Below are 12016 nucleotides of genomic sequence, written 5' to 3' on the forward strand. Positions count from 1 at the left end.
GCTCATGTCCCAAGTCTTTGATGCCAGCGCGTTCCTGGCGACCTGCAGTGGTCGCCCGGGCGTGTACCGTATGTTCGACGCCGAGGCGCGGCTGCTCTATGTGGGCAAGGCCAAGAACCTCAAGAAGCGTCTGGCCAGCTATTTCCGCAAAACCGGCCTGGCACCGAAGACCGCCGCGCTGGTTGGACGCATTGCCCAGGTCGAAACCACCATTACCTCCAACGAAACCGAGGCGCTGCTGCTTGAGCAGACCTTGATCAAGGAATGGCGCCCGCCCTACAACATTCTCCTGCGCGACGATAAGTCCTACCCTTATGTGTTTTTGTCTGACGGAGCCTTCCCGCGCTTGGGGATTCACCGTGGCGCGAAAAAAGCCAAGGGCCGCTATTTCGGCCCGTACCCTAGCGCCGGTGCCATCCGCGAGAGCCTGAGCCTGTTGCAGAAGGGCTTCTCGGTACGCCAGTGCGAAGACAGCTACTACGCCAACCGCACCCGACCTTGCCTGCAATACCAGATCAAACGTTGCAAAGGCCCGTGCGTAGGGTTGGTCTCCCCTGAGGAGTACGCCGAGGATGTGCGCCACTCGGTGATGTTCCTCGAAGGCCGCAGCCAGCAGCTTGGCAACGAGCTCAACGCCGAAATGGAACAGGCCGCCATGGCGTTGAACTTCGAGAAAGCCGCCGAGCTGCGCGATCAGATCGCCTTGCTGCGCCGGGTCCAGGATCAGCAGTACATGGAAGGCGGCTCCGGTGATGTCGATGTGGTCGCGGCGTTCGTCAACCCTGGTGGTGCCTGTGTGCACCTGATCAGCGTGCGCGGCGGGCGGGTACTGGGCAGCAAGAACTTCTTCCCCCAGGTGGGTATCGAGGAGGAGGTCAGCGAAGTCATGGCCGCCTTCCTGTCCCAGTACTATCTGGGCAATGCCGAGCGCGAGCTGCCGGGCGAACTGATCGTCAATGTGCTGCACGAGGACTTCGAAGCCATCAGCGAAGCCGTGCACACCTTGCGCGGCCGCGAGTTGGCCATCACCCACCGCGTGCGCGGCACCCGTGCGCGCTGGCAGCAACTGGCCGTGACCAACGCCGAGCAGGCGCTCAACGCGCGCCTGGCCAATCGCCAACACATGGCCGCGCGCTTCGAGGCGCTGGCCCAGGTGCTGGGCCTGGACGAGGTCCCGCAGCGCCTGGAGTGCTACGACATCAGCCACTCCAGCGGCGAAGCCACGGTGGCCAGTTGCGTGGTGTTCGGTCCCGAAGGCCCGCTCAAGTCCGATTACCGGCGCTTCAACATCGAAGGCGTCACCGCTGGCGATGACTACGCCGCCATGCACCAGGCGCTGATGCGCCGCTATGGGCGGATCAAGGACGGCGAGGGCAAGCGCCCCGATGTGCTGCTGGTGGACGGCGGCAAAGGCCAGCTGAACATGGCCCGTGACGTCATGCAGGAGCTGGGCATGACCGACATGACCCTGCTCGGCGTGGCCAAGGGCGTGACCCGCAAGGCCGGTTTCGAGACCCTGTACCTCAATGATGTGGCCCACGAGTTCACCCTCAAGGGCGATTCTGCGGCCCTGCACCTGATCCAGCAGATTCGCGACGAAGCCCACCGTTTCGCCATTACTGGCCACCGCGCGCGGCGCGGCAAGGCTCGCACCACCTCTAGCCTGGAAGATGTCGCAGGGGTTGGGCCAAAGCGCCGACGCGACCTGCTGAAACACTTCGGCGGCCTGCAAGAGCTCAACCGCGCCAGTGTCGACGAGATCGCCAAAGCACCGGGAATCAGTAAAAAGCTCGCCGAGTTGATTTATGCCAGCCTGCATAGCGAGTAGAATGCCTGGCTCAACCCGCAGCCAGTCGTACCGATGAATATTCCAAATCTGCTCACCGTTCTACGCGTCCTGCTCATCCCGATCTTCATTTTGCTGTTCTATGTGCCCTATCACTGGAGCTACATGGCCGCCAGCACAGTGTTCGCGATAGCCGCCGCGACCGATTGGCTCGACGGCTACCTGGCCCGACGCCTGCAGCAGAGCACCCCGTTCGGCGCCTTCCTCGACCCAGTGGCAGACAAACTGATGGTCGCCGTGGCCCTGGTGCTGCTGGTGCAAGTGCACGCCAACTTCTGGCTGACCCTGCCGGCAGCGGTGATCATCGGCCGCGAAATCGTCGTTTCGGCCCTGCGTGAGTGGATGGCTGAACTGGGGGCGAGGGCACACGTCGCGGTCTCCAACCTGGGCAAATGGAAGACCGCCGCACAAATGCTGGCGCTGGTGATCCTGCTGGCCAACCCACCGGTGCTGACCTTCTGGGTGGTGCTTGGCTATGGCCTGCTGCTGGTTGCCGCCGGCCTGACCCTGGTGTCGATGATGCACTACCTGATCGCCGCCTGGCCGCACCTGCGCGAAGGTTCCGAGCAGAAATAAAGTTTTTTTGAATCAAGGGGTTGACGTTGTTTGCTAGATCGCTAGAATAGCGACCTATCACGACGCGGGAATAGCTCAGTTGGTAGAGCACGACCTTGCCAAGGTCGGGGTCGCGAGTTCGAGTCTCGTTTCCCGCTCCAAATTCGATCCTTAGTGCGTCGCTGGGATCACAAGAAAGAGGCCTTAGGGCCTCTTTTTTTGTGCCTGGAATTTGGCTCGCCCCCTAAGCAGATGGGGCACGGCCAGGCTTGATCCTTTTCCCCTACTCATCCAGTAACCATCCGCTATCGCCCTCGACGATAACACCACCGTGATCGCTGCGATCACCTTGTCGCGCGACGCATTGGCCGTCTATTTGATACTGCGCGGTGCCACTGACAATCAACGCCCCGCAACTGGTGCGATCTCCCACTCGAGCGACGGCTTTGCCATTGAACCGATAGCTCGTACTGCCGGTTTCCACCACGCCTGGACCATGTATCGGGCAGTCATGGCGATGGCCCACCAGGGCAACGGGTTTCATAGATTAGCTCCTGCAGAGGGTGCCGTACGCGACTCAAGGTCGATATCGGTTGGCCATTGAACTTTCGGGGCGATGCAGTGAATAGGGCTCAACTGCGAATCATCGTTCCAGTCTCGGGGAGGGTGGACGAACTCGGGCAGGGCCTCTGGGCCTTGTTGCATGAACAGCTGGGCAAGTGCCCAATATTGCTTTCCTTGTTCGATATCGTGGGTGAAAAACAGGCGGTCGATTACCTCTTCGGTACCGGGCTTGATGACCGAAATCACGACGTTTTCGATTAGACCGCCATTACCCATCGGTGCGTATACGCTGCAGGCTTCGGCGATCAGGTCATCCCAGTCGTAGACAACCGGGCGTACACCCCAGCGTTGGCGGCTGAATAGGTGGAATCGGTCAAAGTGGTATTGGTAGAAATAGACTTTGCGGCGTAGCCGGTTGAAGCGGATAGGTTCGTCGCGGGGGAGTTCAATATCCATGCGTATGGTGGGGATGACCGCCCAAAACGTTGTGATTACGAAAAATAATCCAACCAAAATGAGAGTGAGGCCAACCTCTCGCCAGGCTGTTATTGTCATATAGGTTAAAGTCAACGCTATGATGCTGATAACGGCTACGGAAATTCCTCCTCCGAAAATACCTACGCCCCGGTGTCTTAATGTTGACCTTGGTAGTTCGAAGTAGGTGTGGCAGATATGGTTTGGGGGTGTTTTCAAACTCGCTGACCGGGAGCATTGCTCTGGCTTGTCGTTAGGTTTGCTTAAATCATATTTCCAGCCAGATGCACGGCGCGGCAGGGTTGGTGCGTGGTTTTTCACTCGACGTCCTTCCTAAGAATGGTGTGGACTATATGTGTGATTCACCCAGCGCACGGCGCGCTGCGTGATTCGAGGTCTATCTCTTCTGGCCAATGAACTTTAGGGGCAATGCACCGAATAGGGCTTAACTGCGAATCATCGTTCCAGTCTCGGGGTGGCTGGACGAACTCGGGCAGGGCCTGGGGGCCTTGTTGCATAAACAACTGGGCAAGTGCCCAGTACTGCTTTCCTTGCTCGATATCGTGGGTGAAGAACAGGCGGTCTATTACCTCTTCGGTGCCGGGCTTGATGACCGAAATCACGACGTTTTCGATTAGACCGCCATTGCCCATCGGTGCGTATACGCTGCAGGCTTCGGCGACCAGGTCATCCCAGTCGTAAACAACCGTGTGTACACCCCAGCGTTGGCGGCTGAATAGGTGGAGTCGGTCAAAGTGGTATTGGTAGAAATAGACTTTGCGCCGTAGCCGGTTGAAGCGGATGGGTTCGTCGCGGGGGAGTTCTATGTCCATGCGGATGGTGGGGATAATTAGCCAGTAAAGGATGGCGCCGCCTCCAATACATATGAGAGTGAAGCCTGGTTCGAATGTGTCGACTTATCGCCAATTTCGGCCTCGGCCTTTTGCATGTTCTTTTCCAGGCTGTCACTGAGCAGGTACAGCCCGCCCATGGCCAGTAGCAACTCCCAGCTTCCCGCGACCCCGCGCAGCCCTGTGAAACTGGTGCCAAGCAACTGTGCCGCTTGTCGCGAGGTCACCCGCAGGCCCTGCAGAGCCTGGCGCGCATTCGGCTCCAGGGTGCCCACGGCGACGGTCAGATCGAGCATCGTCACCTGCGCTGCGCGGTTCAATTCCTCAAGGCTGGCGCGTGTGCCATTGACCAGCGTGTCGCGCACTTGCTCTGCCGTTCCTTGGACCCAGACGCTGACAACAATCACGCTGTGCGCCAGCTTCGGATCGAGTACCGCCAGGCTCAGCAGCCCGTTCTGGATGATCGGCCGAACCTTGCGCAGGCTGGACTGCGACTGCTGCTGCAACTCCTCGAGGCTCACTTGCATGCGCTCGCGGGCCTGGGCCATCGCGGCACCAGCTCCAGGTTGAGCTTGAACGGGGTGCTCAAGGCTTCATCGAGGGTGAACGAGACCACCTCGAATGCGGCGTCGCCGACCAAGGGTTGCACGCTGTAACGAAGATTGGATTGGCGGGGCATACAAGTCCCTGTGCGCGGTCTGAGAAAGAAAATGCCCGGGCAGGCTGACCCTGCCCGGAGCACTGCTGTCAGGAGGCGATAGGGTTGCGCCAATCGTCAGAACCCTCGGTCCCCGAGGTTTCGTGGGTCCAGGTGATTTTGCGATAGGACAGGGATACTTCGATCAGTTGGGTGTAGTTCTCGTTCTTCATGTTTTGTACGTGCGGTAGCACGGTGTTGATGTCGACGATGGTTGCGTCCTCAAGCTTGGTCGTGAAGAAATGCTCCTGTTTGCCCTCCACTGAAGTGCGGTACCAGTTGACCTCGACGGTTGGCAGCATTTCTCCGCTGGCCAGTGCGCCATACATCAGCGGCGTGGCTTTGTTCAGCGCGCTGGTGAAGGTGAAAGGCTTGTGCACCCGTTGGCCGGCAGGTTGACCACTTTGCGGATCGGTCGGGACGATCACCTGGTGCTTGATTTCCTGTACCAGGATCTCGTCTTCATGACCCTCGACAAAGACGTTGCCGACCGAGTCGGAGGTGAAGGCCCCAGCAGTGATGTTGCCCTGGGTTTTGCCTTCGATCTTGATGTAAGCGGGTGTTGGCATGGCAGACTCCTGTGTCCATGTAAAAGCACGCTGCCCTCAGGGGCAGGCGTGGCCATCGCGGGTCGATGGGCTTGTCAGCAAGGCATGGGCCTTGCTAATTCGTTGAATTCCAATCCCGTGCTTGCCGGTCACTGCAGGATGCGGTTGAGCGACTGCAGCACCTCGGTGGTAATCACATGCAGGCGGTAGCTATAGAAGGCGTACAAGGCGGCAAGGGCGACTGCGCTGATCACCAGTGGGCTCCACCATGGCCATTGGCGGTTCATCCGAAAGTTACGCGGCGCGACATTGGTCAGTGGGTCGCTCAAGTACTCCGGGACCGGGCCTCGCAGTTCGCGAATCTGCCGGTGTAGCTTGACGATGAGGCTCTGCAAGGCCTCGTCGCCCTTGGGCAGGATGGCGTATTTGCCCTTCAAGCCCATGCACAGGCACAGGTACATGAACTCCAGCACCTGCTGATAGCGCTGTGGTTCGAGCATCATTCGCGAGAGCACGGTAAAGAACTTTTCCCCGCCCCAGGTTTCCTGGTGAAAATCGCTCAGCAGCGGCTGTTGGCTCCAGCTGGAGTTCTTGCCCCAGGGGGTGCTCATCACGGTTTCATCCAGGTACAGGCACAAGGAGTAGGAATAGGCCAGCAGGTGCGCAGGCTCATAGTTGTGCTGGCGCAACTCTGCCAAGACGCAAGTGATCTGGTTGTGGACGTCCTTGTACAACTGCTTGATGTCTTGATGATCGTCCAGTGTCTGCAAGCGCATGGCCAAGCCAAACAAGGGCATTGCCGCATCGATCATGAGGTTGCTGAAGGCGCCGCGCAGTTGAAATTGCGGGTCAGCTGGGTAGCCCGGGTAGTCGGCTGGGGCCTCACTGCGCGATGCCGCGCTATGGGGTTGTTCGAGCAGCCCGTGCAACTCGGTATCGATGGCGCCAGGGGTATTGTGCTTGTCGGTCATGTCATTCGCTCCTGATCGCCCAGAACTGCAACTCAAGCCCTGGGAACTCGCCGGCGATGTGCAAGCCAAAGCCGCTACTGTCGTTCATCACCTGCCAGGCCGGATTGCGTCGATCGAGTTCGAAGTAACTAAAGCCTGCATGGAACGGCAGCTCGCGCGGGGCTACCGGCAGCGGCAGCAGGGGAATACCAGGCAATTGCAGCGGCACCAGATCGGTCAGCGCTTCAAGTGAGGTGACCTTGGCTTTCTGCGTGAACTGCTGGCGCAGCGACTCTGCTGGCACGCTGGCGCGTATCGCCAGGATGAACTGCGCGCTGTCCAGCAGGCGCCGGTCTTCGAGGGTTGCGACCAACACACCGTATTGGCGTTGCTCAAGCGGCAGTGACACCGCCCGAGGTTGCAGGACAATGCTCAAGGTGCGCCGCAAGGCGTCCTCCAGCGGTTTGAAGGAAGTGTGCAACGCGCTGTGCTGATAAGCCGGATACTCCTGTGGCAAGCGACTCTCATCCGTGAAGGTCACCAGTTCGCCGCAGGCTTGGCTCATGGCCAGGTATAACTGCTCAGGGTGGGTATGCGGCTGTCGCGCCAGATGCTGGAAGCACGGCCACCAGCGGTTCATGGCTTGCAGCAGATTGAAGTCACTGATGTCGGCCACCCCCGATTGGCCTGACGAACCTATCCGTGCCGCAAGGTTGCGAGCGCGCTCGCGCAGGGTATTGCAGACTTCATCGAGAAAACGTTTGAGCGAGGGCACCGCTTGCACAGAGATGCAGGTGGGGTAGACGCTTTCGTCCAGCACCAGGCTGCCGTCGGGGCGACGCTCCAGAATGCGTCCCAGGGCAAGGCGGGTGTAGGCGCTGGCGTCTTCACTGTCTCGTTTGAGTTGCAGGTTGAGCACTGCCAGGTCCACAGCCGCGATGTCGCCGTCGTCGGTATGGGTATCTTTGATATCTTCGGTGTTGGCGATGTAGCGATAGTTGGCGCTACTGTCTGGCCAGCGTACTTCACGGCCGCCGTCGCTGCGCAGTGGCAGGCACAGGTACACGTCTTTCTGGTGCGTGAGGTTGTCGATGATTTCCAGCGGTGCAGGAGGCGGCAAGTCGCCGGGGATGTCGAACACCGTGCCGTCGGGCATGACGCCTCGAGCGCGAGTAATGGCGATCTTGCCAAAGCATAAGTACTCCTGATTCAGCTGCAATTCGCTGAACCCATAGAACGAGCTATTGAGGCTGCTCAGGCGCTGGTGAACGGCGGCTTCGCTGGCCCTCGCCAACTGCTGAAAGTGTTGCGGCTTGACGAACAAGCCCTCGCGCCAGACGACAGGGTTGCGTGAGCTCATGGGCGCTCCGAATCAGAAGGGTAGGTGCAGGGGGACAACAGCCAGGTGAGCATCAGCTTTCTTCCTTGAGCAGGATCTGTGAGTCGTTGATCTGCACGGCGAGCACCACCTTGCGACCACGCGGCTGGACGCGCAGGACCTGCTTCCAGGTGGCGTCCTGTTGGTTGCTGTAGTTAGCAATTACGGCAATGAAGCGGGTGTCGGCATCGATCGCTTCGAAGGGCACGAACTTGAACTGACCAGGCGTCAGGAGATAGTCATCGTCACGTATGTAAGTGCTGCGCAGGGCCTTGGCCGGTTCTTGTTCCAGGCCCGAGTAGACGGTGTTATGCAGCAGTGAGTCGTCCCGCAGCTGGAAGATCTTGATAGCGATAGGCGTGGCGATCTGCTCAGCCGATACCATCTGCGGCTGCGCCAGGCTAAGGTGCACTTCCGGGTCGTCATAAGTGCCTGGGCTGCTGTCCTCCATGGACGAGCGCGGCAGGGTTGGCTGTTCCTGTTCCTGCTCTATAGGAGACACGGCTGGAAATTGCTCTTGCAGATACGCCAGCAGTACTTCGACCTTTTCAGTCAAGACCTGTGGGTTGCCAGCTGTGAGGCTGACTGCATAGGGGCTTGGCTCCAGCACTGCATCGGCAACCGGGGCATCAAGGCTTCGCGGGTTGCCATTGAGGGTGGGGCTGGCATACAGGCTGAAAGCAACCTGGGTTGGCTGATCACTCGCAGCGCCCACCGGTATGCTGGGGTCCATCAATACCTGGCCAACCTTGCCCAAGACCGTGCAGCCCGGCAGGGGTAGAAACAGTGCAGCGATTATCAGGGGACGCAGTTTCACAGCTTTTCCCCTGGGCGGATATTGGTCATGGTGGTGTCTCCAGCTGGGTGCAAAGTAGATGGCGCATCCAGTGCCCGTAGGGGGTCGCAGCCACTATCGGCTTTGAACGCCTGGCAGATGTCGAGCACGGCGGGGTAGGTGGGGGTAGCTGGCTCCAGGTCCAGGGTGCCGGCCGGCAGATCGTTCACCAGGGCATCCAATAGGCGCTCGCCTGGCTCGAACAGCTCTTCCAGGGCGCCGCGCCTAACCTGCTGGTTGGGCTGGTCGCTGTGGTAATGGACCAACAGGCGATAGGCGCCGATACGCAGGCAATCGCCTTCCTGCAGGCGCACCGCAGCCGTGCCTGCAAGGCTCAGCTGGTTGTCATTGAGGAAGGTCTGGCCGCAGCGATCGATGGCGCAAAAGCTCTTCTCTCGCCAACGAATCTCGCAATGGATGGGCAGAATGCGCCGCTCGCGATCGATCAACAGCCAGTCGGCGCCGAGGCTGCCGAGCGTGCCGCCGCGGTTGTCGAATTGATGGCTGACGGTGACGCCATGCTGCAGTTGATCGGGATTGCTGATAGTCAGGGTCACTTTCATGAGCGCACCCTGATGAGTACCTTGGGGCTGGTCGCGCCGTGCCGATCATCGATAAAACTGGTCCAGCCCAGATGGCTGCCTTGCGTGCGGCTCAAGTTGAACGGTGGCAGTTGCTGCTGTTTGAGACGCAGCTCCAGGTCATAGGCCAGGCCGTCACGCAGGAGGAAATCAATCAGCGCTCGCAAGCGCCCAAAATTGATACCGCTGGGCAGGAAAGCGCGTAGTTGGGCTTGGTCAAGATCACCAATCAGGATGGCGAACTTGCTGCTGCGGGTTCGGCTGCGATCACCGACAATGAAGGCGCTGCCCAATTGACCATTGGTCAGGCCAAGACTGACCCTCTGGCGGACATCGAATGACACCGAGCGCTTTTCAAATTCGCGGATCTGCACCTGCCGCAGATCAAAGCAGTGGGCGATGATCCCGGCCACCGTGCCGGGGGCGCGGCTGCGGCTGGCAATCACCCCGGCAAAGCTGAGCAGACGGCTCCAGGGCAATGCCGTATCAACCCGCAGTTGCTCGTTACCCAGGCCGATCAAGGCGTAGATATAGGCAGAAAAGTGGTCGCTGGCTTGGGTCTGGAAGCGGATGTAATAGCGGTATTTGCGCCAGATCCGGTGGAGCAGGCTGAGCAAATAGTGATTGAAGAAATCGAAGAATGCCGGGCGCACGCCTTTGCCCTGGGCATGCTCGTAAGCGAGCTGATCCAGGTAGTAGCTGGGCAGTGGTGAGTCTGTACCGTGCAGTCCCAGGAAGGTGGTGCAGACCCGGTAGCGGTCATCGTTTTCTGCCCGCTGAGGCAGGCGCTGCGCCTCCAGCACGTCGGCCACCGGAAAGGTCAGGCGAGGGTCGCTGCCAAGGCGTAGCCGCGGCTGCGTAGCGTCTGCTGGCCTATGTGGTTCAAGGTCATCATCGTGCAAGCCATGCAGCCTCTCCAGCAATTGGAAGAAATTGTGCAGATGAGCTTCGGCGAGCAGCGTGTCGGCTAGATCAGCGGTTGTCTGCCGGTCAGCAAGGGCCATGTGTAGTGCTCGTTGTTGGTGGTGTTGATCACTTCCAGTTGATGGAAGGAATTGATGCTGGCGTAGAGGGCAAAGAAGTGCGACAGCACGCAGCCGAACAAGTACAGGTCGCCTTCGCAGCGAAAGGCGTCCTGATCGAGTTGCAAGTGTGTGCGCAAGCCGCGAACGGGCAGGCCCTTGATCAGCCAGTCCAACGGTTCGGTCTTGGCTTGGCCAATGCCATCGAGGCGCTTGCGCGTGGCGCGTGCCTGCTGAATGTCATGCAGGGCGGCGAAGTCGTAGGCACCGAGCACCGCCTTGAGCGGTTCGGCCGAGAGCAGCGAGAGATAATTGAGCGACAGGTTGGAGATCAATGTCCATTGCAGCTGGCCATCCAGTACCGGTCGGTACGGCCGGGTCGGTCGGCAGATGTTGCGGTAGCTGGCCAGCGGTGGAGTGGCCTCGGTGGTGACACTGATGTCGCCAATGCCCAATGCCAAGGGTAAATCCCGATTGGTACAGGTCAGGTCGACCGAGGCGGTTTCCAATTGCCCGACATACAGGCTTTCGTCAGCGCGGACGAACGCCATGCGGTGCACCAGCCCGTCGCCGCGCAACGACTCTTCGACCCGGCAGCGGTAATACAGCGCTGTGCGTCCCTGGGCGTGTTCGATTTCATGGGCGAACGATTCAAAGGGTTGGAACACGCGTAGCTGCTCACCTCGGCTGCCATCTGCGGTTACTCGCCAGCTGGCCACGCGGTCGACGCTGAAGATCTCGTAGGCCTTCGGGCGCTGACCACTGGGCGTCAGCCGCACCTGCTCGGCCTGGCCAGACAGGTCGATGGGTTCGGCGCTGTGCTCGAACAGGTTGATGGCCGGCGTGCAGAACAAGCTGAAGTCAGCTTTGCTGATACGCATCGAGCTGGGCAATGGCCGGGTGAAGTGAAATTCGATGCGCACCCTGCGGCTGTCCTGGTTCGGCCACAGTTGGGTGAGGCCAGTCAAGCTGAAGAAGTGGAAGCGCTGCGGGAAGACAAAGTACTCCTGCACAATCCGGTAGCCGTCGAAGACGTTGCGCGGATAAGGCAGCAAGGCATCTTCCGGGCTAAACCCGGGAAAGCTGACGGTGCAAGCCGGTAGCCTGCGCACTTCACCGTTGATGATCACGCTGATGTTTTTCAGGTATTGCGATAGCCACAGGTACAGCGTTTGAGCGCTGCCATGATCGCCACTGAGGTGGAAGTCCAAGCTGTGGCAGGCCAGAGTGTTCAGCGGGCGCTCAACCAAGGTGTTCAGCTCAATGGAAACGCTGCAGTTGTCGAGTGTCTGTGTGGCACTGGCCTGGTGGACCTCAAAAGGATGAAGTGTCACCTCGGTACAGGTTCGATACTCGCAAGCGATGCCGTCCACAGGGCGGGAAAACAGCCGTGAGCCCTTGGCCACGCGTTGTGACTCACTCAAAGACTGCTCCAGCGGGGTGAACTGGATTATCGTCGCGCTGGGCAGCGGCCTTAGATAATTGGGCCATAGCATCTGCAGCATTGAATGGGTCAGCTCGGGCAGGTCATCGTCAAGTTTCAGGCGCAGTTTTGCCGTGAGAAACGCAAAGCCTTCGAGCAGTCGCTCGACATCTGGGTCGCTACTTTCTTTACCTAGATACTGCGCGAGCTGCGGGTTGTCCCGAGCAAAATCGGCACCCAGCTCGCGTAAATAACGCAGCTCTTCGCTAAAGCGTTGTTTCAATGGCATGGG

General features: G+C 59.6%; 14 protein-coding genes and 1 tRNA gene. 3 read left to right on the forward strand and 12 right to left on the reverse strand.

Annotated elements, in window-relative coordinates:
• Positions 1 to 4 precede the first annotated feature (4 nt).
• The 3 genes from uvrC to OIU19_RS16370 all read left to right on the forward strand — a co-directional run bounded on the left by uvrC (position 5) and on the right by OIU19_RS16370 (position 2562).
• Positions 5 to 1828, forward strand: coding sequence for an excinuclease ABC subunit UvrC (gene uvrC / locus OIU19_RS16360; RefSeq protein WP_264235883.1), 1824 nt, complete (start codon positions 5 to 7; stop codon positions 1826 to 1828).
• 33 nt (positions 1829 to 1861) lie between these two features.
• Positions 1862 to 2422, forward strand: a complete 561-nt coding sequence (pgsA, locus tag OIU19_RS16365; protein WP_186557107.1) for a CDP-diacylglycerol--glycerol-3-phosphate 3-phosphatidyltransferase — start codon at positions 1862 to 1864, stop codon at positions 2420 to 2422.
• A gap of 64 nt (positions 2423 to 2486) precedes the next feature.
• Positions 2487 to 2562 (forward strand) — tRNA-Gly (locus OIU19_RS16370).
• 122 nt (positions 2563 to 2684) lie between these two features.
• Here the strand turns inward: OIU19_RS16370 and OIU19_RS16375 are convergent.
• The 12 genes from OIU19_RS16375 to tssF form a co-directional block, all read right to left on the reverse strand.
• Positions 2685 to 2945 carry a PAAR domain-containing protein gene (locus OIU19_RS16375; RefSeq protein ID WP_264235884.1) on the reverse strand — a complete coding sequence of 87 codons (261 nt, stop codon included), beginning with the start codon at positions 2943 to 2945 and terminating at the stop codon, positions 2685 to 2687.
• Positions 2942 to 3760, reverse strand: a complete 819-nt coding sequence (locus tag OIU19_RS16380; protein WP_264235885.1) for a DUF6708 domain-containing protein — start codon at positions 3758 to 3760, stop codon at positions 2942 to 2944. Before OIU19_RS16380 ends, OIU19_RS16375 begins: the two co-directional genes overlap by 4 nt.
• 41 nt (positions 3761 to 3801) lie before the next feature.
• On the reverse strand, positions 3802 to 4272 hold the full coding sequence (locus OIU19_RS16385; protein ID WP_264235886.1) for a DUF6708 domain-containing protein: 471 nt from the start codon (positions 4270 to 4272) through the stop codon (positions 3802 to 3804).
• A gap of 17 nt (positions 4273 to 4289) precedes the next feature.
• Complete coding sequence (locus OIU19_RS16390) at positions 4290 to 4838, reverse strand: hypothetical protein (RefSeq protein WP_264235887.1); 549 nt, start codon at positions 4836 to 4838, stop codon at positions 4290 to 4292.
• Positions 4808 to 4969: a hypothetical protein gene (locus OIU19_RS16395; protein ID WP_264236058.1), complete on the reverse strand. Its 162-nt coding sequence runs from the start codon at positions 4967 to 4969 to the stop codon at positions 4808 to 4810. The genes OIU19_RS16390 and OIU19_RS16395 overlap by 31 nt, the downstream gene beginning before the upstream one ends.
• Before the next feature lie 68 nt (positions 4970 to 5037).
• Entirely contained in the window at positions 5038 to 5556 is a 519-nt protein-coding gene (locus OIU19_RS16400; protein WP_264235888.1) for an Hcp family type VI secretion system effector, read from the reverse strand.
• A 128-nt stretch (positions 5557 to 5684) separates the two neighbouring features.
• Positions 5685 to 6506 carry a type IVB secretion system protein IcmH/DotU gene (gene icmH, locus OIU19_RS16405; RefSeq protein ID WP_264235889.1) on the reverse strand — a complete coding sequence of 274 codons (822 nt, stop codon included), beginning with the start codon at positions 6504 to 6506 and terminating at the stop codon, positions 5685 to 5687.
• Between the two features lies 1 nt (position 6507).
• Positions 6508 to 7845, reverse strand: coding sequence for a type VI secretion system baseplate subunit TssK (gene tssK, locus OIU19_RS16410; protein ID WP_264235890.1), 1338 nt, complete (start codon positions 7843 to 7845; stop codon positions 6508 to 6510).
• Between the two features lie 52 nt (positions 7846 to 7897).
• Entirely contained in the window at positions 7898 to 8680 is a 783-nt protein-coding gene (gene tssJ, locus OIU19_RS16415; protein ID WP_264235891.1) for a type VI secretion system lipoprotein TssJ, read from the reverse strand.
• The gene (locus tag OIU19_RS16420; RefSeq protein WP_264235892.1) at positions 8677 to 9261 is read right to left on the reverse strand and encodes an FHA domain-containing protein; all 585 of its coding nucleotides are present in this window, start codon (positions 9259 to 9261) and stop codon (positions 8677 to 8679) included. Before OIU19_RS16420 ends, tssJ begins: the two co-directional genes overlap by 4 nt.
• Positions 9258 to 10283: a type VI secretion system baseplate subunit TssG gene (gene tssG / locus OIU19_RS16425; RefSeq protein ID WP_264235893.1), complete on the reverse strand. Its 1026-nt coding sequence runs from the start codon at positions 10281 to 10283 to the stop codon at positions 9258 to 9260. Before tssG ends, OIU19_RS16420 begins: the two co-directional genes overlap by 4 nt.
• Positions 10247 to 12013: a type VI secretion system baseplate subunit TssF gene (gene tssF, locus OIU19_RS16430; RefSeq protein ID WP_264235894.1), complete on the reverse strand. Its 1767-nt coding sequence runs from the start codon at positions 12011 to 12013 to the stop codon at positions 10247 to 10249. Before tssF ends, tssG begins: the two co-directional genes overlap by 37 nt.
• Positions 12014 to 12016: the final 3 nt, after the last annotated feature.

The organism is Pseudomonas sp. BT-42-2 (assembly GCF_025847435.2).
In the GTDB taxonomy this organism is placed as follows: domain Bacteria; phylum Pseudomonadota; class Gammaproteobacteria; order Pseudomonadales; family Pseudomonadaceae; genus Aquipseudomonas; species Aquipseudomonas urmiensis.

Coding starts and splice junctions, on each gene's coding strand:
- uvrC (WP_264235883.1), top strand. CDS start 5: ATGTCCCAAGTCTTTGATGCCAGCGCGTTCCTGGCGACCTGCAGTGGT.
- pgsA (WP_186557107.1), top strand. CDS start 1,862: ATGAATATTCCAAATCTGCTCACCGTTCTACGCGTCCTGCTCATCCCG.
- OIU19_RS16375 (WP_264235884.1), bottom strand. CDS start 2,945: ATGAAACCCGTTGCCCTGGTGGGCCATCGCCATGACTGCCCGATACAT.
- OIU19_RS16385 (WP_264235886.1), bottom strand. CDS start 4,272: ATGGACATAGAACTCCCCCGCGACGAACCCATCCGCTTCAACCGGCTA.
- OIU19_RS16390 (WP_264235887.1), bottom strand. CDS start 4,838: ATGGCCCAGGCCCGCGAGCGCATGCAAGTGAGCCTCGAGGAGTTGCAG.
- OIU19_RS16395 (WP_264236058.1), bottom strand. CDS start 4,969: ATGCCCCGCCAATCCAATCTTCGTTACAGCGTGCAACCCTTGGTCGGC.
- OIU19_RS16400 (WP_264235888.1), bottom strand. CDS start 5,556: ATGCCAACACCCGCTTACATCAAGATCGAAGGCAAAACCCAGGGCAAC.
- icmH (WP_264235889.1), bottom strand. CDS start 6,506: ATGACCGACAAGCACAATACCCCTGGCGCCATCGATACCGAGTTGCAC.
- tssK (WP_264235890.1), bottom strand. CDS start 7,845: ATGAGCTCACGCAACCCTGTCGTCTGGCGCGAGGGCTTGTTCGTCAAG.
- OIU19_RS16420 (WP_264235892.1), bottom strand. CDS start 9,261: ATGAAAGTGACCCTGACTATCAGCAATCCCGATCAACTGCAGCATGGC.
- tssG (WP_264235893.1), bottom strand. CDS start 10,283: ATGGCCCTTGCTGACCGGCAGACAACCGCTGATCTAGCCGACACGCTG.
- tssF (WP_264235894.1), bottom strand. CDS start 12,013: ATGCCATTGAAACAACGCTTTAGCGAAGAGCTGCGTTATTTACGCGAG.